The sequence below is a fragment of the Streptomyces sp. NPDC051286 genome, from assembly GCF_044455345.1.
Taxonomy (GTDB): domain Bacteria; phylum Actinomycetota; class Actinomycetes; order Streptomycetales; family Streptomycetaceae; genus Streptomyces.
The window spans coordinates 1-24,605 of the sequence record NZ_JBITER010000021.1; the positions used below are offsets into that span (position 1 = coordinate 1).

Annotated in this window: 19 protein-coding genes and 6 pseudogenes; 12 read left to right on the forward strand and 13 right to left on the reverse strand. The window is 68.8% G+C overall.

The features are described 5' to 3' along the window. From ACIBB8_RS21465 to kdpC, 7 genes and pseudogenes are all read left to right on the forward strand, one after another. Nucleotides 1–135 (forward strand): annotated as a pseudogene (locus tag ACIBB8_RS21465) (IS110 family transposase); the annotation flags it as partial. Nucleotides 136–213: 78 nt separating this feature from the next. After that, nucleotides 214–750 (forward strand): annotated as a pseudogene (locus ACIBB8_RS21470) (HEAT repeat domain-containing protein); the annotation flags it as partial. A 3-nt stretch (nucleotides 751–753) separates the two neighbouring features. Continuing rightward, nucleotides 754–1,173 (forward strand): annotated as a pseudogene (locus ACIBB8_RS21475) (MerR family transcriptional regulator); the annotation flags it as partial. A gap of 246 nt (nucleotides 1,174–1,419) precedes the next feature. Continuing rightward, the gene (gene kdpF, locus ACIBB8_RS21480) at nucleotides 1,420–1,509 is read left to right on the forward strand and encodes a K(+)-transporting ATPase subunit F (protein WP_398954379.1); all 90 of its coding nucleotides are present in this window, start codon (nucleotides 1,420–1,422) and stop codon (nucleotides 1,507–1,509) included. A gap of 12 nt (nucleotides 1,510–1,521) precedes the next feature. Continuing rightward, the gene (kdpA, locus tag ACIBB8_RS21485) at nucleotides 1,522–3,186 is read left to right on the forward strand and encodes a potassium-transporting ATPase subunit KdpA (protein ID WP_398954381.1); all 1,665 of its coding nucleotides are present in this window, start codon (nucleotides 1,522–1,524) and stop codon (nucleotides 3,184–3,186) included. Further along, nucleotides 3,186–5,315 carry a potassium-transporting ATPase subunit KdpB gene (gene kdpB / locus ACIBB8_RS21490; protein WP_398954383.1) on the forward strand — a complete coding sequence of 710 codons (2,130 nt, stop codon included), beginning with the start codon at nucleotides 3,186–3,188 and terminating at the stop codon, nucleotides 5,313–5,315. The genes kdpA and kdpB overlap by 1 nt, the downstream gene beginning before the upstream one ends. 43 nt (nucleotides 5,316–5,358) lie before the next feature. Further along, a complete protein-coding gene (gene kdpC, locus ACIBB8_RS21495; RefSeq protein WP_398954385.1) occupies nucleotides 5,359–6,027 on the forward strand; it encodes a potassium-transporting ATPase subunit KdpC in 669 nt (222 codons plus the stop codon). Here kdpC and ACIBB8_RS21500 read toward each other — a convergent pair. The 3 genes from ACIBB8_RS21500 to ACIBB8_RS21510 form a co-directional block, all read right to left on the reverse strand. After that, nucleotides 6,008–6,754, reverse strand: a complete 747-nt coding sequence (locus ACIBB8_RS21500) for a DUF4118 domain-containing protein (RefSeq protein WP_398954387.1) — start codon at nucleotides 6,752–6,754, stop codon at nucleotides 6,008–6,010. The genes kdpC and ACIBB8_RS21500 overlap by 20 nt on opposite strands. Before the next feature lie 409 nt (nucleotides 6,755–7,163). Beyond that, complete coding sequence (locus tag ACIBB8_RS21505) at nucleotides 7,164–8,489, reverse strand: geranylgeranyl reductase family protein (RefSeq protein WP_398954389.1); 1,326 nt, start codon at nucleotides 8,487–8,489, stop codon at nucleotides 7,164–7,166. A 489-nt stretch (nucleotides 8,490–8,978) separates the two neighbouring features. Then, nucleotides 8,979–11,525: an ATP-dependent Clp protease ATP-binding subunit gene (locus tag ACIBB8_RS21510; RefSeq protein ID WP_398954391.1), complete on the reverse strand. Its 2,547-nt coding sequence runs from the start codon at nucleotides 11,523–11,525 to the stop codon at nucleotides 8,979–8,981. A gap of 359 nt (nucleotides 11,526–11,884) precedes the next feature. Here ACIBB8_RS21510 and ACIBB8_RS21515 point away from each other — a divergent pair, with 359 nt between their 5' ends. After that, the gene (locus ACIBB8_RS21515; RefSeq protein ID WP_398954393.1) at nucleotides 11,885–12,514 is read left to right on the forward strand and encodes an alpha-ketoglutarate-dependent dioxygenase AlkB; all 630 of its coding nucleotides are present in this window, start codon (nucleotides 11,885–11,887) and stop codon (nucleotides 12,512–12,514) included. 105 nt (nucleotides 12,515–12,619) lie between these two features. Then, a pseudogene (locus ACIBB8_RS21520) lies at nucleotides 12,620–13,018 on the forward strand (DUF4032 domain-containing protein); the annotation flags it as partial. Here ACIBB8_RS21520 and ACIBB8_RS21525 read toward each other — a convergent pair. The 3 genes and pseudogenes from ACIBB8_RS21525 to ACIBB8_RS21535 form a co-directional block, all read right to left on the reverse strand. Then, nucleotides 12,980–13,849, reverse strand: a complete 870-nt coding sequence (locus ACIBB8_RS21525) for a hypothetical protein (RefSeq protein ID WP_398954618.1) — start codon at nucleotides 13,847–13,849, stop codon at nucleotides 12,980–12,982. The pseudogene ACIBB8_RS21520 and the gene ACIBB8_RS21525 sit on opposite strands and share 39 nt — an antisense overlap. Before the next feature lie 515 nt (nucleotides 13,850–14,364). Continuing rightward, nucleotides 14,365–14,754 (reverse strand): annotated as a pseudogene (locus tag ACIBB8_RS21530) (hypothetical protein); the annotation flags it as partial. Nucleotides 14,755–15,368: 614 nt separating this feature from the next. After that, nucleotides 15,369–16,214 carry a polysaccharide deacetylase family protein gene (locus ACIBB8_RS21535; protein WP_398954394.1) on the reverse strand — a complete coding sequence of 282 codons (846 nt, stop codon included), beginning with the start codon at nucleotides 16,212–16,214 and terminating at the stop codon, nucleotides 15,369–15,371. 260 nt (nucleotides 16,215–16,474) lie between these two features. Between ACIBB8_RS21535 and ACIBB8_RS21540 the strand changes: the two genes are divergently transcribed. After that, nucleotides 16,475–16,678, forward strand: coding sequence for a hypothetical protein (locus tag ACIBB8_RS21540; RefSeq protein WP_398954396.1), 204 nt, complete (start codon nucleotides 16,475–16,477; stop codon nucleotides 16,676–16,678). Nucleotides 16,679–16,682: 4 nt separating this feature from the next. Here ACIBB8_RS21540 and ACIBB8_RS21545 read toward each other — a convergent pair whose 3' ends face one another. After that, nucleotides 16,683–17,231, reverse strand: a complete 549-nt coding sequence (locus tag ACIBB8_RS21545) for a nucleoside-triphosphatase (RefSeq protein WP_398954398.1) — start codon at nucleotides 17,229–17,231, stop codon at nucleotides 16,683–16,685. Nucleotides 17,232–17,342: 111 nt separating this feature from the next. Between ACIBB8_RS21545 and ACIBB8_RS21550 the strand changes: the two genes are divergently transcribed. Further along, the gene (locus ACIBB8_RS21550) at nucleotides 17,343–17,795 is read left to right on the forward strand and encodes a YbhB/YbcL family Raf kinase inhibitor-like protein (protein ID WP_398954399.1); all 453 of its coding nucleotides are present in this window, start codon (nucleotides 17,343–17,345) and stop codon (nucleotides 17,793–17,795) included. A gap of 40 nt (nucleotides 17,796–17,835) precedes the next feature. Here ACIBB8_RS21550 and ACIBB8_RS21555 read toward each other — a convergent pair whose 3' ends face one another. Then, nucleotides 17,836–18,933 (reverse strand): hypothetical protein, encoded by a 1,098-nt coding sequence (locus tag ACIBB8_RS21555; protein WP_398954401.1) that lies wholly within the window; start codon nucleotides 18,931–18,933, stop codon nucleotides 17,836–17,838. A 655-nt stretch (nucleotides 18,934–19,588) separates the two neighbouring features. Here ACIBB8_RS21555 and ACIBB8_RS21560 point away from each other — a divergent pair. Beyond that, complete coding sequence (locus ACIBB8_RS21560; RefSeq protein WP_398954403.1) at nucleotides 19,589–20,413, forward strand: SAM-dependent methyltransferase; 825 nt, start codon at nucleotides 19,589–19,591, stop codon at nucleotides 20,411–20,413. 469 nt (nucleotides 20,414–20,882) lie between these two features. Here ACIBB8_RS21560 and ACIBB8_RS21565 read toward each other — a convergent pair whose 3' ends face one another. From ACIBB8_RS21565 to ACIBB8_RS21585, 5 genes and pseudogenes are all read right to left on the reverse strand, one after another. Further along, nucleotides 20,883–22,388, reverse strand: a complete 1,506-nt coding sequence (locus ACIBB8_RS21565; RefSeq protein ID WP_398954405.1) for a hypothetical protein — start codon at nucleotides 22,386–22,388, stop codon at nucleotides 20,883–20,885. 132 nt (nucleotides 22,389–22,520) lie between these two features. Then, on the reverse strand, nucleotides 22,521–22,727 hold the full coding sequence (locus ACIBB8_RS21570; protein ID WP_398954407.1) for a hypothetical protein: 207 nt from the start codon (nucleotides 22,725–22,727) through the stop codon (nucleotides 22,521–22,523). 205 nt (nucleotides 22,728–22,932) lie between these two features. After that, nucleotides 22,933–23,124 (reverse strand): annotated as a pseudogene (locus tag ACIBB8_RS21575) (hypothetical protein); the annotation flags it as partial. Beyond that, nucleotides 23,097–23,468, reverse strand: coding sequence for a hypothetical protein (locus ACIBB8_RS21580; RefSeq protein ID WP_398954409.1), 372 nt, complete (start codon nucleotides 23,466–23,468; stop codon nucleotides 23,097–23,099). The gene ACIBB8_RS21580 and the pseudogene ACIBB8_RS21575, both read right to left, overlap by 28 nt. Nucleotides 23,469–23,508: 40 nt before the next feature. Further along, nucleotides 23,509–24,582 (reverse strand): acyl-CoA dehydrogenase family protein, encoded by a 1,074-nt coding sequence (locus tag ACIBB8_RS21585; protein WP_398954411.1) that lies wholly within the window; start codon nucleotides 24,580–24,582, stop codon nucleotides 23,509–23,511. Between the last annotated feature and the right edge of the window lie 23 nt (nucleotides 24,583–24,605).

A 24,605-nucleotide genomic window follows, 5' to 3' on the forward strand; every position in this document is an offset into this window, starting at 1 on the left:
CGCAAACGTGCGGAGGGGAAGAAGCACGTCCAGGCCGTACTCGCCCTCGCCCGCCGACGCGTCAACGTTCTGTGGGCCCTGATCCGTGACCGGCGGTGCTATCAAGTCGCACCTCCAGTGACTACGGCTGCTTGACAACAGCATTAGGAAGCGAAGCCGCCCTTCACGCCGACTGCGCCGCACGGGACTTGCCCGGCCCGACTCCCTCAGAGCAAGCTCATTGAGCGATGCGCGATCGAACCCGAGTTCTACGTGCGCGAAATGCTGACATGGGCACTTACCCGCCAGGCGGCATCGATGACGGTCCCGATGCTTCTCGACGAAGTCCGCTCGGAGCGTGCGCAGGCACGGAGCCAGGCGTTGCACACGCTGTCCAAGATCGGGGATCGCCAAGCGTGGCCGGCGATCACACCGGCGCTGTTGTCCGATGCCGACGACGAGGTGGCCCGGAGCGCCTGGCGGGCAGCGGTCGTGCTCGTGCCCGAAGGTGAGGAGCACGAGTTGGCCGTAAAGTTGGCGACACAGCTCGGGCGCGGTGAACGCGAGACGCAGCTGAGCCTCAGCCGGGCGCTGATCGCGCTCGGGGCGGTGATGTTGCCGGCACTGGGCGGCGCGACGACGGATCTCGACCCTTGCGTGCGCGCGCACGCGATCGCCACGGAACGGCTGTGGCGCGACCCGGATGCCGGATTCGAGTTCGCGATCGAGGAGGCGAAGCGCATCGCAGCCCTCGGCCAGGAGGGACGGTAGACAGTGTTGATCGGTGATGTCGCGCGACGGTCCGGGGTCAGCGCCCGCATGCTCAGGCATTACGAATCGGTCGGCCTGGTGAAGGCAACGGGTCGTACCGATTCTGGCTATCGAAAGTACTCCAGCGACGACATCCGGCGAATCTTCCACATCGAGAGCCTGCGGTCCTTGGGGCTGTCGCTGCGCGACGTCAGGCGCGCGCTCGATGAACCCGGCTTCGCGCCCGCGGAGCTCGTCGACGACCTCATTCGCCAGACACGAGACCGTATCGCAGCGGAGACGGAGCTGCTCACGCGACTCCGTCGGATCGGTGCCGCCGAACCCGCCCGCTGGGAGGACGTCCTTCAGGTCGTCGCGCTCCTCCAGGCGTTGGGGTCGAAGAGCGCGGGGGCGCGGCAGCGCGCGGCCCTGTCCGCGGAGGGACCCGCAACTGCCCGGATCGCTGACGCAATAGCCCGTCACCCCATCGGCCCGCATCACGGCAGGTCGATCCCGACAGCGCCTGATATAGCATCAGAAACGGGCATAACCCCATACGCGGGCGAGGCAAGACCTACTGCCCCTGATGACTCTGCGGGGTCTATAGCACATGTCGGACGTTGCGTACATCGGCCTTACAGTCGTCGTGTTTGTCCTCATCGGTCTGGCCGCCAAGGGGGTTGAACGCTTGTGAGCGTCGAGAACATCGCCGGCCTGATTGTTGCCGTCGGTCTGGTGAATTACCTGGTCGTCTGCCTGATCTTTCCCGAGAAGTTCTAGGGACGCGCCCGGATGAACGACACTCTCTCGGGCTGGCTCCAAGCGATCGCCCTGGTGGTGGCGCTGGCACTGTCGTTTCGCCCGTTGGGTGACTACATGGCCCGCGTCCTGACCACCGATCGCCACTGGAGGGCGGAACGCCTGATCTACCGGGTGGGTGGAGTGAACGGCGACGCCGACCAGGGCTGGCCGGTCTACCTGCGCAGTGTTCTGGCCTTCGCCGCCGTGTCGGTGCTGTTCCTGTACGGGTTCCTGCGTCTGCAGAACCACCTTCTGCTCTCCCTGGGCACGAAGCCGGCTGCTGCGGGCCTGTCGTTCAACACCGCCGCGTCCTTCGTCACCAACACCAACTGGCAGGCGTACTCGGGCGAGTCGACGCTGGGCCACCTGGTCCAGATGGCGGGCCTCGCCGTGCAGAACTTCACCTCCGCGGCCATGGGTATCGCCGTCGTCGCCGCACTGATCCGCGGCTTCACCAGGAAGAAGACCGATCGTGTGGGCAATTTCTGGGTGGACCTGACTCGGATCGTCCTGCGCCTCCTGCTGCCGATCGCATTCGTCTTCGCGATCGTTCTGGTGGCCGCCGGCGTCATCCAGAATTTCCATGGCGCCCAGGGCATCGCCACCATCGCGGGCGGCCACCAGAGCCTGACCGGCGGTCCCGTAGCCTCCCAGGAAGCCATCAAGGAACTGGGTACCAACGGGGGCGGCTTCTACAACGCGAACTCCGCCCACCCCTTCGAGAACCCCAATGCCTTCACCAACCTGATCGAGAACTATTTGATGCTGGTGATCTCGTTCTCGCTGCCGCGGACCTTCGGTGCGATGGTCGGCGACCACCGCCAGGGCTACGCGATCCTCGCCGTGATGGGAGCGATCTGGGCTGCCTTCGTCGCTGTCGCGACCGCCAATGAGCTCCACAGCGTGAGCAGCACGGCCGGGCACGCGGCCGGCGGAATGATGGAGGGCAAGGAGACACGGTTCGGGATCTGGGCCTCGGCCCTGTTCGCGGTGTCCACCACCCTCACGTCGTGCGGGGCGGTCAACTCCGCCCACGACTCGTACACGCCGGGCGGCGGCGGAATGACGATCTTCGACATGATGCTCGGCGAGATTGCACCGGGCGGTACCGGCTCCGGCCTCTACGGAATCCTGATCCTGGCGGTCGTCGCAGTCTTCGTCGCCGGGCTGATGGTCGGCCGCACGCCCGAGTACCTGGGCAAGAAGCTCCGCGGCCGGGAGATGAAGTTCGCCTCGCTCTACATCCTGACCACACCCGTCCTCGTGCTCGTAGGAGCGGGCCTGGCCATGGCGTTCCCGGGCGAGCGGGCGGCCATGCTCAACACTGGGGCACACGGCTTCTCCGAGGTTCTGTACGCCTTTACGTCCGCGGCGAACAACAACGGCTCGGCGTTCGCCGGTCTGAGCGCGAACACCGTCTGGTACAACACCACGCTCGGCGTGGTCATGCTGCTCGGCCGGTTCCTGCCGATGGTGTTCGTCCTCGCTCTCGCAGGATCGCTCGCCGGCCAACAACCCGTACCGGTCACCGCGGGCACTCTGCCCACCCACCGTCCGCAATTCGTCGGCCTGCTCACCGGCGTGATCCTCATCGTCGTAGGGCTGACCTACTTCCCGGCCCTGGCACTGGGCCCCCTCGCAGAGGGGCTGCGCTGATGTCCACAACCGCCGCTTCCGGCCCCACTCCGCCGGGTGCCGGCCCTCGGCAGGCCCGGCTCTCGGGCGGGCTGCTGGATCCGCGGCAGTTGTTGAGGTCCTTCCCTGATGCCTTGCGCAAGTTGGATCCGCGCTCAATGGTCCACAACCCGGTCATGTTCGTGGTGGAGGTCGGGGCGCTTCTGACCACACTGTCGGCGATCAGAACCCCCAGCGTCTTCGCGTGGGTGATCACCGCAGGGCTGTGGCTGACGGCCGTGTTCGCCAACCTGGCCGAAGCCGTGGCCGAGGGGCGGGGCAAGGCGCAGGCGGAGACATTGCGCCGCACCAAGACCACCTTGATGGCTCGGCGCCTCACCGGTTGGCGGGCCGGCGCGACCGACGCCGCAGAGGAAGAAGTGCGGGGCGTCGACCTGCGGGTGGGTGACCACGTGGTCGTCGAAGCCGGGCAGATGATCCCGGGTGACGGCGATGTGGTGGAGGGCATCGCGAGCATCGACGAATCGGCCATCACAGGCGAGTCGGCGCCGGTGATCCGCGAGTCGGGCGGCGACCGGTCGGCGGTCACGGGTGGCACGAAGGTGCTCTCGGACCGGATCGTAGTGAAGATCACCTCGAAGCCGGGGGAGACCTTCATCGACCGGATGATCGCCCTGGTCGAGGGGGCTGCCCGCCAGAAGACGCCGAACGAGATCGCGCTGAACATCCTTCTGGCATCCCTCACGATCGTCTTCCTGATCGCCGTGGTGACCCTGCAGCCCTTCGCCATTTTCGCGGGGGCCGAGCAGACCATCGTCATCCTCGTCGCCCTCGTCGTGGCGCTGATCCCGACGACCATCGGCGCGCTGCTCTCCGCGATCGGCATCGCGGGCATGGACCGGCTCGTCCAGCGCAATGTGCTGGCGATGTCCGGACACGCCGTGGAGGCCGCAGGCGACGTCAACACGCTCCTCCTCGACAAGACCGGAACCATTACCCTCGGCAACCGCCAGGCCGCCGAATTCCTGCCTGTGCACGGGGTGAGCGTCGACGAACTTGCGGACGCCGCCCAGCTGTCCTCCATCGCCGACGAGACACCCGAGGGCCGCTCGATCGTCGTTCTCGCCAAGCAGCAGTACGCGCTGCGCGGGCGCAGCGAGGGCGAACTGGACCAGGCCGAATTCGTCCCGTTCACCGCGCAGAGCCGGATGAGCGGAGTCGACCTCCACGATCCACAAGAGAACCGTGCACTGCGCAAAGGCGCTGCGACCGCGGTGATGCGCTGGGTCCGCGACAACGGCGGCCATCCCACCGCCGACGTCGGCCAAATCGTCGACGGCATCTCCGCGAGCGGCGGAACCCCGCTGGTGGTCGGCATGGTCTCCCGGGGCGACGGTACGCAGACCGCTCGCGTGCTGGGCGTCATCCACCTCAAGGACGTCGTCAAGGCAGGCATGCGTGAACGCTTCGACGAACTGCGGCGCATGGGCATCAGGACCATCATGATCACCGGGGACAACTCGCTCACCGCACGCGCCATCGCTGAGGAAGCCGGTGTGGACGACTTCCTCGCGGAAGCGACACCCGAGGACAAGATGGCCCTGATCCGGCGCGAACAGGAGGGCGGGAAACTCGTCGCCATGACCGGCGACGGCACGAACGACGCCCCGGCCCTCGCCCAGGCCGACGTGGGCGTGGCGATGAACACCGGCACGTCGGCTGCCAAGGAGGCCGGGAACATGGTCGACCTCGACTCCAACCCGACGAAGCTCATCGAGATCGTTGAGATCGGCAAGCAACTCCTCATCACCAGAGGTGCGTTGACGACCTTCTCCATCGCCAACGACGTCGCGAAGTACTTCGCGATCATCCCCGCGATGTTCGCGAGCGTCTACCCGGGTCTCGACCGGCTCAACATCATGCGTCTGCACAGCCCCACGTCGGCGATCGCCTCCGCGATCGTCTTCAACGCACTCATCATCATCGCGTTGATCCCGCTGGCACTGCGTGGCGTGCGCTACCGGCCATCCTCCGCCTCCCAGCTGCTCAGCCGCAACATCTGGATGTACGGGCTCGGCGGCCTGGTCATGCCGTTCGTCGGCATCAAACTGCTCGACCTTGTCATCCAGTTCATTCCCGGCCTGCGCTGACGAACGGCCCGACGAGAGAACGACGAGAGAACAAGGTGATCTCATGGCGCCCGCCGCCCTTCCCGCCGTACTCCGTCACCATCTGGCGGCTCTGCGGATGCTGCTCGTATTCACCGTGATCACAGGCCTCGCGTATCCCTTGCTCGTCACCGGCATTACTCAGGCCGGCCTCTCCCACCAGGCCAATGGCTCGCTGCTCACCACGAACGGCAGCCCCGTGGCCTCCAGCCTGATCGGCCAGAACTTCGCCCTGCCGAAGAAGAACCCCCGTGACCCGAACGAGGCGCTGCGCCCGGACCCCGCATGGTTCCAGCCCCGTCCGTCCGCTGGTGACTACGACCCCATGAGCTCCGGCGCTTCCAATCTCGGCCCGAACAGCACCGAACTGATCAGGGCTGTCCGGGACCGTCGCGCCGCCGTCGCCGCACTCGACGACGTCCCGCCGGCGTCCGTCCCCGCGGACGCCGTCACCACCAGTGGCTCCGGTCTCGACCCGGCGATCTCCCCGGCATATGCCTACGAGCAGGTCGACCGCGTCGCGAAGGCCCGTCACCTCGCCCCCGCCCGGGTAAGGAGCCTGGTCACCGAGCACGTCCAGGAACGTGTGCTGGGCTTTCTGGGGGAGCAGCGCGTCAACGTCGTCGAACTCAACCACGCTCTGGCCGGGTTGGGAGACTCGGCGCTCCTGGGTCTCAAGCGCGCACGTGACTGATGGTGTCGAGTGCGGTCCCGACCTGGTTGGCCAAGGTCACCGCGACGAGGCGGGCGGCAAGTGGAGGGGCGGCGCCGGGCGCGGCCTGGAGCATGTACCGGCCATAGAAGCGCCCGTTGTGGAAGACACGCAGTTCCAGCTCCTCGCCCGGCAGTCCGTTGCGGTCGACGTCCCAGCGCCGGCGGCCCCAGGAGATGCTGCCGTCCTCCCTCAGACTGGGCGGGTGTCCGATGAGGGTGCCGTATTCGAAGCGGCAGCCGCTCAGGCCGAGCAGTCCCACCAGCTGCCCACGCACGTGGTCGATCACGGTGTGCGGGTCGGTGGCGGTCTCGACAAGGCGGGCGGTGTGGTGGATCTGTGCCAGGTAGTCCTCGTCGGTGATGGCGATGACCTTCAGTTCCCGGGCGCGGGCCGCAAGCTGGGAGACGACGACGCCGACGACAAGGAGCAGCACGGCGGTGGTGATGTCGGCGGACTTGGTGATCGCGAACTGTTCGTAGGGGCGGGTGAGGAAGAAGTCGAACCACACGGCCGCGGACAGCGCGGTGAGTACGCCGGCGAGGCGATGGCCCAGCGCCGCCACGCCCACCACGGCCACGACGAGCACCAGAGCCGCGTTGGTGTTGGACATGCTGGTCCGGAAGGGCACCAGCACCGCGCACACGACCGGCGGCAGAGCCACAGCCGCCACGAGCGCCACCCGGTCCCGGGAGAGGTACGGAAGCATGGGGTTCACCTCCACCTCAGTTGTAGTCACAGGTGGCCGCTCGTGCGTTCCGTTCCGTCCCGCTTTGACGCAACCTTGATTGGGTGACTACCGGCCTGTCGGCCTTGCACGTCGCGGACAGGGTGGCCGCCAGCACAGGGTGCACCAAGGGGCTGGCCCCTTGCCGTCCCGAGAAGCCGAGGGGCGGTCCCCATCACCAGTGCACGCCGGAGCTCCTCCACCAGAGCCGCCACCGCCTGCCACTGGTCCTCCCACAGGACTGCCGAACCCCGGACCCACCGACGCACTCAGCGAGGACGGCGACCGGCGGCCCTCAGGTCCGCCGTCGACTCCATGGACCTGCTTTCCTCCGGCGTGGCGGCGTGCGGCCGGGACGACCACGCTGGGAGAGGCACCGCGGGCGGGCTGTTCAGTGTCTGCGCACATGCGGCGACGGGACCAGACGGACGACGGTGTTGAGTACATGGTCGATCACGTCGTGCGAGGGCTTGTCCGTGAGGTTGGTGAGCATCCGTGCCAGGGCGTTGAGCAGAAACGGCGATCCCATGACGTACCGATTGAGGATCGGCTGGAAGCCCGCACGGCTGAAGACGACGTCGGCGGCCGCGTTGCCGAGACGGTAGTAGCGCCCCCAGCGGCGGTTCATCTCGGCAGGGTAGCCGTGCAGCACTCGCTCCCGCCCGGGGCCCGGGGGAAGGGCGAGGGCGAGCGCAGCGCTCTCGGCTGCGACTTCGCCGGCTTCCATGGCCTGGCCAATGCCCTCCCCGTTCCAGGGGCTGATCATGCCTCCGGAGTCGCCGACGAGAAGGAGCCCCCGAGTGTAGAGGGGGTGACGGTTGAAACCCAGGGGCAGCGCCGCGCTCCGGACAGGGCCCTCGGCGTTCTCCTCGTGCAGCCCCCAGGCGTGAGGAGTACGGGCCAGCCACTGGTTCAACGTGGTCCGCAGGTCCGCGATTCCGTGCCGCCGGTGAGGCAGCGCACCGAGCCCGACGTTGACGCGGCCGTCTCCCATGGGAAAGATCCAACCGTATCCCGGCAGGTAGTGATCGCTCCCCGGGAAGCGGAGATCGGCCCACAACTCCAGGTACTCCTCTTGAGACCGTTCTGGGCTGCGGTAATAGCGGCGGGCGGCTGTCGCGATCTGCCTGCTCTTGTCCCGCTGCAGGCCCATGGCGAGGGCCAGGCGGGCGGAGGCGCCGTCGGCGGCGATGACGATCGGTGCCTGGAAGACCACCGGCTCCTTCGCTCCGGCCGTGGCGGTGACGCCGATGATGCGGCCCGCGCGGTCGGTCACGGGCTGGGTCACCTTCACCCCGTTGCGCAACCGTGCTCCGGCAGCAACCGCGTGGAGGGCCAGGATGTTGTCGAAGTCATGCCGGCTGCGCGAGAGCCCGAAGTCCGGGTAGCGCCCCAGGGCGGGCCAGTCGATGTGCACCTGATGCTCACCGGCCACCCATCGCATACCGCGTGAACGCGTCCACCCCGGAGCCTTGATGTCGATGCCCATCCGGATGAGCTGGTGCACCGCTCGCGGGGTCAAGCCGTCTCCGCACACCTTTTCCCGGGGAAAGCGGGCCTTTTCCAGGAGCAGGACATCGATGCCTGCCTTGGCGAGGTGGAAGGCCGCGGACGAGCCCGCAGGCCCCGCACCCACCACGATCACATCGGCTTCTTCGTTCGAGCTGTGGACGGAGCGGTCGTCCGACGGGGACTGCGCTGGCGTCGTTTCCCGCATAGGAAACCCCTTCCTGGGACAGCCGGTGGCGTACCGAGGACGGCAGCCCGGTACGTCATCATCGATCAGGACGAGCCGGTGCGGAACATGGCCGGATGTCCGGCCACGCCCCAGCACGCCGGTTCACCTCGGCCGATTTCCTCAGCACACTCGCGATCTTCTCCGCCGTCCCGCCCCATCGGTGACTCCGGCACTGGCAAGTCCCACCGGGTGGTCGCCCTCCCTGCCAGTCTCGGCGATATTTCCGAGCCGACTCGAGGCCACCCGATGCCGGAGGCCGTAAGCATCCGCTCTCGTAGGGGACCAACGCAGCCACCACCTCGTTTTCGGCACGTGGCGCAGTCCACGGCATCGGCCCGGCCCAAGGACGGTGCGATCGGCGGCTTCGCCGGGGCCGTTGCGGCCGTGTGCGCGGGGCGGCACTGTACCGACGACGCACGTGTCGTGAGGCGGCGGGTATGGGTGAGCTGTCCAGGACGCCGCCCGGGGTCAGGTCGCGGGGCGCGGTGGTTCTTCGTCTTTGTGGATGGTCAGCTCGCCGTTGGCGACGTCGATCCGGAGGCGGCTGTGGGGCTGCAGGCTGCCGTCGAGCAGCATGCGGGAGAGCCGGTTGTCGACCTCACGCTGGACCGTACGGCGCAACGGGCGGGCGCCGTATTCGGGCTGGTAGCCGCGTTGGGCGAGCCATTCGACGGCGTCCAGGGTGACCTCGACGGTGACGTCCTGGGCGCGGAGCCGGCGCCTGGAGTCGTCCAGCAGCATATTGGTGATCTGCCGTAGCTGCTGGTCGGCGAGTTGGCGGAAGATCACGATCTCGTCGATGCGGTTGAGGAACTCCGGCCGGAAGTGTTCGCGCAGTGGGCGCAGCACGCGCTCGCGGCGGGCCTGCTCGTCGGTGTCCGCGGAACCGGCGCCGAAGCCCATTGCGCCGCCGCGCCCGGTGATGGCCTGTGAACCGAGGTTGCTGGTCATGACGATGACGGTGTTCTTGAAATCGATTGTGCGGCCCTGGGAGTCGGTGAGCCGCCCGTCGTCGAGCACCTGCAGCAGGATGTTGAAGACGTCGGGGTGCGCCTTCTCGATCTCGTCCAGGAGCAGCAGCGAGTAGGGGTTCCTGCGTACCGCTTCGGTGAACTGTCCTGCCTCCTCGTGGCCGACGTAGCCGGGGGGAGCGCCGACCAGGCGGCTGACGGTGTGCCGTTCCTGGTACTCGCTCATGTCGAGACGGATCATCCGGTCCTCGCTCCCGAAGAGTGCCTCCGCGAGCGCGCGGGCGAGTTCGGTCTTGCCGACGCCGGTGGGACCGAGGAAGAGGAAGCTCCCGATCGGGCGGCCGGGGTCGGCCAGGCCGGCCCGCGAGCGCAGGACGGCGTCGGAGACGGCGGTCACCGCTTCGTCCTGGCCGATGACGCGCTGGTGCAGATGTTGCTCCAGGTTCAGCAGTCGGTCCCGCTCCTCCTGGGTGAGGCTGCTGACGGGAATTCCGGTACGGCGGGAGACGATGTCAGCGATGTCCTCGACGGTGACCTCGGCGACGTGGCTGCGCGGCTGCGGCGCGTGGTTTGCCTGGTCGATCTGCTGTTCGAGGTCGGCCAGCCGGTCGCGCAGCTCCGTCGCCCGCTCGTACTGCTCGGCGGCGACGGCCTGGTCCTTGTCCCGTGTGAGTTGCTCCACTTCGCGTTCCAGGGCGCGGATGTCGGTGCCGCGGGTGGAGGAGCGCAGCCGGACCCGGGCGCCGGCCTGGTCCATGAGGTCGATCGCCTTGTCGGGCAGATAGAAGTCGGTGAGGTAGCGGTCGGACAGCTCGACGGCGGCGAGCAGCGCCTCATCGGTGTAGCGGACCTGGTGATGGGCTTCGTAGCGGTCCTGCAGACCGCGCAGGATCTCGACGGCGTCCGCCGGGCTGGGCTCGGGCACCAGAACCGGCTGGAACCGTCGTGCAAGCGCGGCGTCCTTCTCGATGTAGCGGCGGTACTCCTCGAGCGTGCTGGCCCCCACGACATGGAGTTCGCCGCGGGCGAGGGCGGGCTTGAGCATATTGCTCGCGTCCATCGGGCCGCCCTCGGAGCCGCCGCCCGCCCCGACGACGGTGTGCAGTTCGTCAATGAACACGATCAGCTCGCCCGAGTGGGCACGGATTTCCTCGATGAGGCCGTTGAGCCGTTCCTCGAAGTCCCCACGGAAGCGGGTACCGGCAACGACTCCTGAGAGGTCGAGCTGGACGACACGCCGATCGAGCAGGATGTCCGGCACGTCGCTGTCCGCGATGCGCTGGGCCAGTCCCTCGACAATGGCGGTCTTGCCCACTCCGGCTTCGCCGATCATGACGGGATTGTTCTTGCCTCGGCGGGCGAGGACCTCAATGGTCTGCTCGATCTCCTCGTCACGGCCGATGACCGGGTCAATACGGCCCTCCCGGGCCAGGTCGGTGAGGTCGCGGCCGAACTTGTCCAGGTTGGGGGTGTTCCGCTCACCGGGGCCGGTACGCTGGCCGGCGCTGCCGGGCACGGGCCCGTGGCCCTCCCGGGCGCCGGCGGGCGGCGAGAAGTGCGCGGCGTTGAGCATTTGCCCCGCTGTGGAGTCGCGGTTGGCGGCGAGTGCCGCCAGCACGTGTTCCGGGCCGATGTAGGAGGCTCCGGTGGAGCGCGCGATCTCATGGGCGTCGAGCAGAGCTCGCTTGACCGCCGGCGTGACGGCGATGAAGTGGCTTCGTGGCCCTTCCCCGGCCTGCCGGTCGATCTCGGCGGCGAGCGCGTCGGGATCGGCGCCCGCTCGCGAGACCATGCGACGAGTCGGCTCGGTGGTGAGCGCGGCCCGCAGGAGGTGCTCCGTGTCCAGGTCGGTACTCCCGTGCCGGGCGGCGTAGGACGCTGCGACGGTGACGAGCTGGCGTGCGGGACCGCTCAGCATACGGCTGAAGTCGATGCGCCGCGGGTCGGGCGGCTCCCCACCCTGTCCGGTGCCGAGAAAGTGCGAGAGGAAGTCTCCGAGGGGGTCCGGACCGTTGTCTTCTGGACCCTGATGGCCGTCGGTCATGGGTATCCGTCCCCGTGGCCCGGCCGGACCGGGTCACGCTGTCTCAATACACGTGCAGCCGTGTCGACGCAGTCCCGCAAGTCCGGCGTGACCACAGACAGCCACGACCCCACTTGCACCAATTTAGACGATATAGGCGCTACGTGTCGGTATGTGTGACCAAGGGGCGGTGGGGGGGGCACGCCACGCATCGATTCGCTATTCCCGGCGCGCGGGGTGGCTGGTGCCTGCCGGGGCAGTCCCCAGGGTGGCCGGCCCGTACCGCGGCGCCCGCCCGTAACGCCCAGGCGTCCATGGATGGCGGAAGCGCGGGGTCCTTACCAATAGCGCACGTGTTCGATTCTGGGTAGGCTGCAGGTATGGCATCGCACCAGCTCCAGGGGTCCCTATTCGATCAGAGCGACGACGCCTTTCTGCGCCCACTGGACAGTCTCCGCAGAACGGGGCTCGGCGACGGCGCCTGGATCGACCTCCTGCCGGGCTGGCTGAGCGGCGCCGATGCCCTGTTCGAACAGCTGGCCACGGACGTTCCCTGGAAGGCCGAGCGACGGCAGATGTACGAGCGGGTCGTGGACGTCCCGCGCCTGCTCGCCTTCTACCGTGTCGGCGAAGCGCTGCCGCACCCCGTCCTCGACGAGGCGCGGCAGGCACTCTCCACGCACTACGCTGCCGAGCTCGGTGAACCCTTCACAACAGCCGGCCTGTGTTACTACCGCGACGGGCACGACAGCGTGGCCTGGCACGGCGACCGCATCGGCAGGGGCGCCCGCGAGGACACGATGGTCGCCATCCTCTCCGTGGGAGCGCCCCGCGACCTGCTGCTGCGCCCGTGCCGCGGCGGCGATGTCGTCCGGCGGTCGCTCGGACACGGCGACCTGGTCGTGATGGGCGGTTCCTGCCAGCGGACCTGGGAGCACGCCATCCCCAAGACCTCGCGGGCCGCGGGAGGGCGCATCAGCATCCAGTTCCGGCCGCACGGAGTGCAGTGACCGCTCCTGGTCAAGGGGGCGTACGCTTCCGCCCCCCTTGGCCACGGCGCGCGCGACTTGCTACGCCACATCGGTGGTCCCGTCACCAGACCAGCGAGGCGACCGATGGCTTTGCAGTTCAGCGCCACCAACCGCGAACACCCCGCGGTCCTTCTCGAACTGCCCTGGCGCCTACCGCTCGAGGAGCGGGTGGAGAAGCATCTGGTGACGCTGCCGCGTGGCATCTCCCGCCACGTCGTGCGCTATGCACGAGCGGGGGCCGACGTGGTGGCCGTCACGAAGCTTGCCGAACGGCCGGCGGCCCGCGAATACGAGCTCTTGCGCACCCTGGCCTGGGTCGGGATACCCGCAGTGGACCCACTCGCGGTGGTTACCGGGCGCACCGGCGCCGACGGGGGACCGCTGGAGCCGGTGCCGATTGCTCGTCATCTCAACGGGTCCCTGCCCTACCGATTCCGTAACGGCCTACACGACCTTCGGCGGCCAGTGCCGGAGCACCGCCTTCACCCCGTGCGCGGCCCCGGCGATCGGGGCGCCCAGGGAGGGGCTGCTGTTGCGCTGCCGGAACGCCGTGTCCAGCTCCAGGACCGTGGCGGCCAGCACCTCCAGCTGTCGCAGCTGGGTGAGGATTTGGGCACGGGCTTGCTCGCTCCGACGAGCGGCGATCACCAGGGCGTGCCACTGCAGGGCGTCCAGCTTCAGCGCCAGATCCGACTTGTCGACGAAGTCGCCGCCGTCGATCGCGCGGGAGCGACGGATCGCCGCGCATCCCTGCAGCACCTGAACCGCCATCTCGCCCTCCGGGCTGTCCAGGTCCCGCTGGATCACGTAGCTGTGGTGCAGGCGGCGCAGCACCTCCGCCTTGGAGGTTATGCCGCGCACCACTGCCTTCCCCCGGCTGGGCACGGCGTCGTTCCACAACGGCGCGGCCTCGAAGGGCTTGCCGCGCCCGAAACGGACCCGGTGTAGATGGTTCCACCGCTCGTAGGGCAGATCCGGGTCGGTCATCACCGGGTCGTCCAGGCGCCGCGCATAGTCCGGCAGATACAGCTCCACCAGCTCGTCGAGCGCCGTCCCGGACTCGGAGACCGCGCTCTTCGCCGACGGTACGGTGTCCTGCACCTCGGGCTCGCTCCGGTGCGACGGGGAGTCCTCGACGGCTTCCCCGTCCAGGCGCGCCAGCACGTTGTTCGTCAGGACCCTGGCTGCCGCCGACAACTCCCGCGCCCGTACGGCATCCGGATGCTCGGCCGCCGCCTCCAATAGTCCCGCGGCCATGCGCCGCAACCCCTGGGTCAGCTCCGCGACCCGCGCGTCGACATCCCGCTCACTCATGTGTTCCCCCTGCGTACGACTGAGGGCAGTGTGCCAGGGGGAGACACGGCATCCCACGCTTCCCCCACGCCTGCCGCGTCCCGCGCCCGACCCGGAGACCGATGATCTCCTCGCCCACCTGGAGGCCCTCGACACACCTCGCAGCGGCCCTCAGACATACGGCATCTGACGGGAGCTGTCTTCCAGGCATTCAGTAGGGTCGGGGACTGGCGCGGTGGCTGACGCTCCGTTTCCAGTCCTCGCCGCTTCACGTCGTGCATGCGTTGGGTAGGCCGCCAGCGAGGTACCTGTGACCAGGCCCCTTTCCAACGGCTTCCCACCGGAGATGCGGTACTTCGGCGTGAGCGCCTTGACCACGTACGCCGCATCACGTATTTCATCCGTCCAAGGCGGTCTTTACGGCCATGCGGACGCGGACTTGCCCGCCGGATACGCAATCTCGGTACCGCTACGTCGGCGACGATCGCGAGCCGCGTCAAGTGAGGGAGGGCCACCTGATTGGCCAGCGCGGCGAGCTACGCCCCGGGCTCCTCGGCCCACAGGCCGGCCTCCTGGGGCCGACCGGACGGTGCCGCCGTCACCAGGATGAGGGGGACGCCGTCGCAGGGCCGCAACCGCAGCCCGCTGTGTTCGGCGCCGCCTGCCGGTGCGGTCAGTACTGCCGCGAAGTTCGGGCCCTTGGTGAGCGATCCGACCAGGTGGTGGGGGTCGGTGGAGGCGGCGACTCGGCCGCGCGCGTTGACCAGGCGCGCGGGTCCCGTCAGGCGTTGGAGCAAGGGCATGACCACCGCTTCGAAGTGCCGCAGATAGACGTCCGCAGCGACCACCCCCATGAAGCGCCCCCCGACCGTCACCGGTGCGGAGAGGGTGAGGCTGTACTCGTCGGAGCAAAGGTAGTCGACATAGATCTACCTCGCCCAGCGGCTGTCGTCGGACACCGCCTCCGGCAGCCGCATCTGGCTACGGGAGCCTACGCACGGATTGACCGCGCCGAGGTCCTGCAGGTCACGAAGTCATCCGTGACCTGCAGGACCTCGGCGCCCTCGATTCGCAGCCGCCCGTCGAGCGAAGCCGGGGAATCGTCGTCCGCACCCGGGACGGGGGTCACTCCGGCGGAGGATCCGAAGCACGCCAGGCGAACGCGAGTCCTTCCAGCCACGCCGGAGGCAGTTCGGCGTCCTCCCGTTTTCTCCGCAGCGCTGACGGTGAGGTGGTGAGGCGTTCGAGCACGGCGACGCTGGTGGGAGAGTGAAGGATCGGTGCCGTAGCCCAGTGCCCGTTCCACCGTGCGTAAGTGACCCCGTGGTCCGCCAGGGTCTCGGCTACGACACCCGGACGTGCCGTCAGAGCCGCTGGATGCCGTCATCGTGGGGCCGGTGCGGATAACGGCCTGGTGCACGATAGAGAGTGGATCAGGCCGTAAGTGCCGGGTCGCCACCCCGGACCGCAGGTCAGCGATCCTGCGCGCCTTCGATGTGCCATACGGTGTCGACGGCTTCGGGAATGACCTGTCTGTGCGTCAGATGTAGTCCTCCAGACGTGCCACCGTGAAGCCCTGTTCCTGGATGTGGCGCAGCATGTTCGCCGTCATCTCGGTCATCGAGTGCCCCTTGAGCTCTCGGGGGCCACGGAAGTGGGCCAGGATGATGTCGCCGGGGTGGAGTTTCTTGTCGGCGCGCTGGTACTGCATGTTGGCGATCTGCATGGACTCGCGCCAGAGCACGATCGCCTCGACTCCGCACTGTCCCGCGGCGCTGCGGGTGTTCTCGTTCCAGTTGCCGTAGGGCGGTCGCAGCAGACCCGGGACGGTTCCGTACTCCTTGCCGAGCCTGGTCTGCTGGCCGCAGATCTCCTCGCGCTGCGCGGCCGCGCTCTTGGTCCGCAGGTTGGGGTGGGTCAGGGTGTGGTTCTGAATCGTGTTCCCGAGCTCCTGCAGCGGCTTGAAGTAGTCGTAGTCGGTGCTGATGATCGAGTCGGTCAGGAACATCGTGAAGGGGACCTTCAGTTCGCGCATCATTTTCACGAACCTGGGGTCCTTCTCGGCGCCGTCGTCGAAGGTGATGAAGACGATTTTGTCTTTGGTGGGTATGTCACTGATGACCGGAACCGGTTCACCCGCCCGGCGTTTTACCGGCCTGACCTTCGGCGGGGCGGGCGGTGCGGCGAGAGGTTTGAGGCCCCAGGCGTGGAAGGCCGCGGCGTCGTGCGCGGTGCCTGCGACGGGCGCTGTGTCTTCCGCCCGGGGGGACGCCGCCGGCGCGCGAACGGAGCTCGAAGCGGCAGGCTCTGCCGCCTGGAAGCCTGCCGAACAGCCCGATATGAGCAGGACGCCGGCGAGCGCCAGTCCCGCGATTTTCTTGTCCACCTGAGAACCTCAAGTCCCGTACACATCTTCTATGGCGTCCTGCTTGACGGAAGACGCGGCCGCGGGGTTCCCGCAGGTCCGTGTGATGTGAAAGGGGGTTCAGCAGGTCGGCGGACGAAGATCGGGACACTTTCCGGGACGCGAGTCCCGCTGACGGACCTCCAGCGGCCCGAAGCACCTGCGGTGGACCGGCGGGCGATCAAGTCGGCTGCGCGCCAGGGAGTTCGGGCTGTTCGGCGTCGGCCACCTCACGCCAGGTGATGACGAGGACCCGGGTCTGCCTGGCGCGGAAGATCAAGGGCCGGCTCAACCTCGAACAGCACCACGGCCGCACACCCGCCGGCGTCGTCGCCCGCGTCATGCAGCGCAGACTCACGCTGACCACCGTCATCTGGCACAACGACCAGCCTGGACAGCCAGCCCTGCGCTCACTGACCGCCTACGACCACTCACCCTTGGAATAGATCATCAAAGCCCTTCGTGCGCCCCGGGCTTCTGCAGTCGGGACGCGAGCTCCCCGGGCAGGGCGTCCCGGTTGGCCGGCGTGAGCTGGACGACCTCGATGTCGGCACGTCGCTTGAGGGCGTCGGTGAACGGGTCACGGTGTGCGTGGACCGTGGCGACGACGTCGACCTCCGCGGCGAACAGCGCCTCGACCGCGTCGCGGAACGCCGTGCACGCCAGTTCCATCCGGCCCAGCTCGTCGATGAGCACCAGTTGGCCCGGCGCCTCGTCGGTCACCGCCGACCGCAGCGACGGCAGCGCCAGTCGTTCCATGACACCCAGGTCGACCCCGTACTTCCCCACCCGCGGCGGACCGGGCAGGTCGACATGGGCGAGCACCTGCCGTCGACCCGCCAGGGTCTCCAGGGCGAAACCGACGCGGGCGCCGGACTGCCTGATCTCCTCCGTGGTGAAGCCGGTGGCCGCGCGGGTGGGCAGCAGCGCGGCCAGTCGGCGCAGGGCGGTCGTCTTGCCCGCGCCAGGGCGGGCCTCGAGCAGGATTCTTGTCGGCACACGGCCATCCTCACCCCCGCCTGCCGGAGGCGGGCCGGTCGGGCTCGGCCGAACGGGGGGTTTGCGGTGCGGACCGGTGGCGATGCCGTCCTTGCGGGTATGGCGGCGCACATGAGCGGAATTGAACTCAGCAGCACCGCGTTCGACGACCACACGGTGATCCCCCGGCGGTACAGCGGGGAGGGAGAGAACATCTCGCCGCCCCTGACCTGGTCGGGGGTGCCCAACGAGGCCACGGAGCTGGTCCTCCTCTGCGAGGATCCGGACGCACCGGGGAAGACCTTCCTGCACTGGCTGGTGACCGGCATCGATCCGGGGACCACCAGGGTGGTGGAGGGGCAGAAGCCCCGGGGCGGCCTGCCGTGGCCCAACGGTTTCGGGCACGTGGGCTGGGGCGGGCCGATGCCGCCACCGGGGCACGGGCCGCACCACTACTTCTTTCGCCTGTACGCCCTGTCCGAGCCGCTGCCGCTGCACGACCACCCGGGCGCCGAGGACGTGCACCGCGCCCTGCAGGGCCGGGAGCTGGCCTCCGGCACCCTGGTCGGGACCTATCAGCGCTGAGCGCATCAGCCGGTCATCCGGGCAGCGGAGCGCGTCGGCGTCAGGACGGGGTGCCCGCGTCGGTGTACCGCAGCAGGGCGCCCACGCCCTCGTACAGCCTCAGCGCGCTTTCCGGTACGACGACCAGCTCGGCACCGGTGCCGACGAGGGCCCGGACGAGGGCCTCGTCGGCGCGCTCCTCGCGCGGGGCCCGCACACCGAAGGACACCAGCTCCGCCTCGGTCAGGGCGAGCTGGGAAGGCCGGGAGCCGACCCAGAGCCGCAGCGAGGATTCGGGCGGCCGGTTCAACAGCAGCACCGCGACCTGACCCCGCTGGAGGGCGGCGACGGTGGCAGCCAGCCCCTCCGTCAGGGGCCCGTCCAGGGCACGCCGACTGATGAAGATATCCACGAGTTCCCAGTCGTGCGCGGCCATGCGGCCGCGGAAGACGCCGTCGAGCTGCGGCTCCAGCAGGGCGCGTCCGGTGTCGGTGGGGGTGGGGCCGCCCACGCGCACGACCTTGTCCCGCAGGGTGTGCGGCAGACGGCGGATCAGCACGTTGCACGCCCACTCGTCCCCGCCCACGACGACGGCGTCGGTATGGGCGCGCCGCGCCCGCTCGTCCAGTCGGTGGCCGAGCCGGACGGAGGCGCGGTGCCAGGTCGCCACCGCGACCCTGTGGTGCAGCCGCTCACCAGGAGTGACGGTCGATGCAGGCCAGGTGCCGGTCTCCGCCTCGAGCGTCACCCAGCCGTGGGTGGCGGCGGTCGGAAGGCCGCCGTAGTGGACGACCACGGCCATGTAGGGGATCTCTGGCACGTGCTGGGTGACCAGGGGCATCGCGTCCGGCAGGGTGCTGTAGCGCGCGGAGTCGTGCTCGGGCGGGCTCGGAAGCTCCCCGTCCAGGACGAGCGTGCCGTGGGCGGCGAAGACGGCTTGCCCATGCGCCCCCGGCACTTCCGTGTCGGCGCCGACGACCTCCTCCAGCGCGTTCAGCAGCGACCGGTCCGCGCCCTGACGGGACAGGCTCTCGCGCAGTCGCCGCCAGCGCAGCGCGATCGCCCGCTCGGGATGGTCGACGTCTCGGGAGGTGTCCAGGTACACGGAGACGTACGGGCCCGGCTCCGCGTAGAGGGGCTCAAGGAACGACAGCCTCATCGCCACTCCTCGTCGATGGTCTCCACACCTTCGATGATGCGCCCGCTGCCGCTGCCGCTGCCGCTGCCCAGCGGCCCACCTCGCCGATTGCCGCCCGGAGGTCGCCGCCATCTCGCTGCGCAGCACGCAGCAACCACTCAGCACGATCGCTCGCGAAGTCGGCTACACCTCCGAAGCCGCCTTCAGCAGGCGCTTCGGCACCGTTCCGGTGGACTGAGCAGGAGCGAGTCCGCTCGGCCGCACGTCCCGAACGGTGCTGGGCGCACTGGTCCCCGGCGTACTCGACCCCGGGGCGGCGACACGCATCCCGTGCGTGGTCCGGTCCCGGGAGGCCGGCTCCGTGACGACCCGGCCAGATGGGTACGGCCAAATGTGACGGGGAGGCCCCGAACCATCACTTCGGTGGAGCGGGGGCCCGCACACCGGCGCCGTACCCGGCGTCCCGGATCGCACGATCACCGCAGCCCGAACAGCCCAGGCCCCCGCACGCCCGGAAACCGACCCTCACACGATCGAAGGGGAAACAAGGCAAGGTGTCGTGCTGCCGCGCGGGGAACTGAACTGTGCCACCAGTGTCCGGAACCAGCCGCAACAACATGGACGTACAGGTAGGTTGTGGCCATCGTTTGATCGTTGGTGGGGCTTGGAGGTCTTCATGAGTGAGCAGCAGCCGTCCGTCAGTCGGCCCGCCACGCCGATGTCGGAACGGATCGACACCACCAGGCCGCACTCCGCCCGCTTCTGGAACTATTTCGTCGGCGGCAAGGACAACTACGAGGTCGACCGTGAGATCGGCGACCAGATCAAGACGTTCTTCCCGGGCCTTGTTGACGTAGCGGTAGCGGGACGGCAGTTCCTGCGCCGCTCGGTGAGTCACCTGGTGGAGGATCAGGGTGTCCGGCAGTTCCTGGACATTGGGACCGGACTGCCCACTGCGGACAACACACACCAGGTGGCCCAGGGCATCGCCCCTGAGTCACGCATCGTGTACGTGGACAACGACCCGCTCGTCCTCGCGCACGCTCGGGCCCTGCTCACCAGCTCACCCGAGGGAGCCACCGACTACATCGATGCCGACTTCTACGAGCCGGACGCCATTCTTGCCGAGGCCGCGAAGACACTCGACTTCGACCGGCCTGTGGCCCTGATGCTGCTCGGCATACTCGGTCACGCGGGCGACTTCTCGCAGGCGCGTGAGGTGGTGGGCCGGCTGATGGCGGGCCTGCCGTCCGGCAGCCACCTCGTGGTGTACGACGGCACGCGTACCAGCGAGGGCATGATCGCCGCAGAGAAGGCATACATCGAGAGCGGCGCAGTGCCCTATTACGTCCGTGAGCCGAGCGAGATCGTCACTCTCTTCGACGGGATGCGGATCCTCGACCCTGGCTTTGTCCGGCTCAGCGAGTGGCGGCCCGACGCCGAGAGCGCGACCGTTTCCGCCGATGTCGATGCCTTCGGTGGAATCGGCGTCAAGGAGTGACTCGGCGCGGGCACTGTCGTCGGCTGATCAGAGCCGAGGAGAAGGCCATATGACAGAGTGCGAGGCCAGCGCACACCACACCGACACCACCAGGCCGCACCCCGCCCGGGTGCAGGACTGATTTCTGGGCGGGAAGGACAAATACTCCGTCAGTGAGGAGCTCGGCACCCGGAGTGCCGCCCTGTCGCCGGCCACGAAGCGCATGACGCTCCACAATCGGTGTCCTGCTGCACGGCTGACGCATATCGAAGAGACACCGAGGGCCGCCCGAACCGTCCGGGCGGTCCTCAGGCCTGTCCGGAGGAGCACGGTCACCGACGGGCCGAGGGCTACCCGTAGTCCGGTTGATGGCTCTGTGCGAGACCGGCACCCGCAGTCTTTCGGGGGCCGTTTGCGGGCCGATGAGTACCGGCGAGCCTGGATACGCCAGGCAGTTGCTGCCGCTGCTCGGGGTCGGTTCAGTGGTGCGTCAGTGAAGGTTCTGAACCGCCGAGTCGGTGAACCCGACGGCGAAGACGGAGCGCAGCGACATGGTGGTGGTGCTGTTGTTGTGCGTGTAGCAGACGTCAGAATTGTCGGTGGCGGCGTGGAAGTCCTCGGGATAGCTCGATATCAGGGAGGCGCTGGGGCAGATGCCCTCGGTCAGTCCCCACAGCTCGTCGACCTGGGACGTGCCCAGCTTGGGCCAGTAGCTGAGGGCCTGCGGGGGGCCCGCCGCCCAGTTGCCGCCCGCCGCGCACGTCGTGCCCGCCTTGGTATCGCCGACCCAGGTGTGCGAGTAGACCCCGGGCTGCGTGCCGCAGCCTTTGTGAAAGGCGAAGTTGAGCACGCCCTGGCCGTCGGTCCAGGTCATGCCGCCCTGTAGGCCGCGGTAGCGCGAGGCCGCGTAGGCGTCCTGGATGACGGTCTTGCCGCCGGACATGTTCAGCAGGCCGGGGTAGGTGGACGAACTGGTCGGGTTGAGCTGGTACCGCACCACCCGGCCCCCGTCGACGCCGCCGTACCACTCACCAGTGACCAGCTTGTACGGCGCGCCGCCGGTCTTGTCCAGGGAGAGCCACGAGTAGCAGAGGTGGGCAGGGTCCAGAGAGCCGTTGTTCGCGTCGGAGTCGCACGCGCTGGGTGTGCCCGACTGTTGGTAGTAGTGCACCTCGGGCAGCACATACGGGTAACCGCACGCGCTGGAGCGGCCGTTGTTAATGCCGTACGTCCTCACGCCCGAACCGTAGTCGTCGACCTTGGCGAGCTTGTTGGTGTCGAAGACACGGACGCCGTGCGCGGTGTCGGTGACGTAGATGTAGTTGGCGTACCAGACGATGCCGCCGCCGTGGCCGGTGACGTACTTGAAGTCGGACGCGCTCGACGACGTGCTCGTGGGCTCGGCGAGCAGGACATGACGGTACTTGCCCGTGTCCCGGTCGATGAAGCTGAGCTTCAGCAGGTTGTCCGTCTTGCAGCCCGTGGTGTCCGAGGCCGCGTCACGCTCGAACGTCCTGTAGTGCCACGCCACCGCTGTGACATGGTCGCCCTGGATCGCTCCGTCGCCTCCGTCGGCCGTGCCGGTGGTGCTCAGCCCCTGCGGCCACCAGCGGGCCGTGGTGTCGTCGGAGTGGGCCGACGACCAGCACCAGGCCGTCGAGGTCGTCGCGGGCGGAAGAGCCTTGGTCTCGTCGCCGGCGCAGGAGCGCATTGAGCGCAGCTGGAGCCAACTGTCGGTCGAACCAGTCGAGTTCTTCGTGATGTCGGTGGTGATGACATCCGTGAGACTGGCGTGCTTCGTCAGGTAGCTGTCGTACAGGTGGCTGGTGGCCGACGAGTAGCTGGTGTCGGTCATCTTGAACTGATCGCCGCTGAGCGTCATTTTCGTTATGGTCGGCGAGTCCGCCGTCGCTGTCGCCTGCCCCGTCAGTGTGGCAAGGACGGCTGCCGCCGCCGCGATCGTGGCGAGGAGTCTGGGTCTGCGTATGAACGCCATGTACGCCTTCTGGGAATCGGTGTGGTGCGGATCGGAAACGACGAAAGCAGCGGAGCCGCATTCGTCGAATGCGGCTCCGCGGACCGGGAGTCAGTCGCTCCGGTACTGGCTTTGCGCGGGGTACTCCGGGTGTTACGACTGGACGCTGGCGCTGCGACAGGAGATGTCCGAGCCGCCCTTCTCGGTGCAGACCGTCATCGTGTACCAGTTGCCCTCCGGAAGGTTCCCGGTCACCCAGGCGCTGTAGTACGGGGACGAGTGGCCGGCGGTGCTGGCCATGCGTCCGTCGCTGAGGTAGGCGTGGATGCCGAGGCCGTCGGCGAGGCCGTCGTATGCCATGAGGGCGTCGCCCGGGTCGCTGCCCGTCGGGTTCTGACTCCAGATCGCCTCGCCCGCGCCACCGGCGGCGACGAGGTGCCAGTAGTTGCCCGCCGACGTCTGGACCAGCGAGAGCTGCGACCTCGGGGCCGGTGGTCAGGGCGCGCATACGGGTGAGAGGGACTTGCTGGCGGGCTGCCGGGATGGCATGGGCTTCGTCGGCGGGGCGTACCAGTGCGGTGAGGATCCGCTTGGCCGCCGGGCGGTGGTCGGCGGGCAGGTCGTTGAGGGCGCGGTTGCACCAGCTGGCCGGGCTGCCGGTGACCTCGCCGATGCTCTGGTAGGCGTGGTGGGTGAGCCGGCCGTGGTCGCGGCGTTCCCACAGCTGGCTCAGGGCCAGTTCCAGGGGCGGGAGCAGCGTGACCGGTGCCTGCCGTGCGGATCGGCGGCCAGGACGTCGGTGATGATCCGCTCGGTCAGGCCGTCCTCGATCCGCACGCCCGCGGTGTGCGCGGGGCGGGTGATGATCGCTTGGAGTTCCCGGACGCTCAGTGTGGCAGGCACGTTGAGCAGTCCGGGGGCTGCGGCCTCCATGAGCTGGGGGGCCAGGGCGGCCAGTCGTGGGTAGAAGTCGTCGCGCATGACCAGGATTACGCTGAGGGCTGCATGCGAGTCGGTGGCCGCCACAAGCTCCTCCGCGGCGGCCCGGCGACCCGCACATCGAGGGATACACCGTACGTGCGACGGAGGGCGGGGTGCCATGAGCGTGCAGGTGCCTGCGCCCTCGTCCGGCCGCGGTCCGTCATGTCGCGGGCAGGCCCAGGTCGGCTGCCAGGCGGGCGCGGTGCCAGGCCGGCGGGCCGAAGAGCTGTGCCGAGCCGTGCGCCCGCTTGAAGTAGCGGTGGGCGTCGTGCTCCCAGGTGATGCCGATGCCGCCGTGCAGCTGGATCATCTCGCCCGCCACCGCCGAGAACGTTTCCGAGCAGGCGGACTTGGCGGCGGCCGCGCGGCGGGTCAGCTCCGGGTCACCCGCGGCGGCGGCGAAGGAAGCGCCGAGCGCGGCCGAGCGCGCCGATTCCACCAGGACGTACGCGTCCGCGAGGCGGTGCTTGACGGCCTGGAAGGAGCCGATGGGCCGGCCGAACTGGACCCGCTCCTCGGCGTAGGCGAGCGTGAGTTCAAGGCAGCGCGAGGCGGCGCCGACCTGTTCGGCGGCAAGTGCCGTGCAGGCTAGGTCCAGTACGTGCGCCAGTACCCGGTCGCCCTCACCCTCCGTCCCGACGAGCCGGCCCTCCGCCTCGGTGAGCACCACGCGCGCCTGCGTCCTGGTGGAGTCCATCGTCACCGTCGCCGCACGGTCCACGCCCGTGCCGTCCCCGGGCACCTCGAAGAGCGAGACCCCCGCTCCCGAACGGGCCGCCACGAGCAGGACCTCGGCTTCCGCACCGTCCAGCACGTGCTCCTTGATCCCGGTGATCCGCCACCTCCCCCCGGGCCCGGGGGTGGCCTCGGCCCGTACGGCCGATGGGTCCCAGGAACCGCGCTCGGCCCACGCCAGGGTTCCCACCGTGGCGCCCGAGGCCAGTTCCGGCAGCAGCCGCCCGCACGCCGCCGCGTCGCCCGAGGCGAGCACCGCCTGCACCACGAGCACCGCGGAGCCGAGGTACGGGACAGGGCTCAGCTCCCGTCCCAGTTCCTCCACCACCACGTGGACCTCCTTGGCCCCGCACCCGGCGCCGCCGTACTCCTCCGGAACGGCGAGACCCGCGACGCCGATCTGCTCGGTCAACGGCCGCCAGGCCGCTTCCCCCGCATGGCGTCCGAGTACGGCCCGCACAGCGGACCGCAGTTCTTCCTGTTCCTCCGTCAGCCTCACGCCTCTGCTCCTCTCGATGCCGG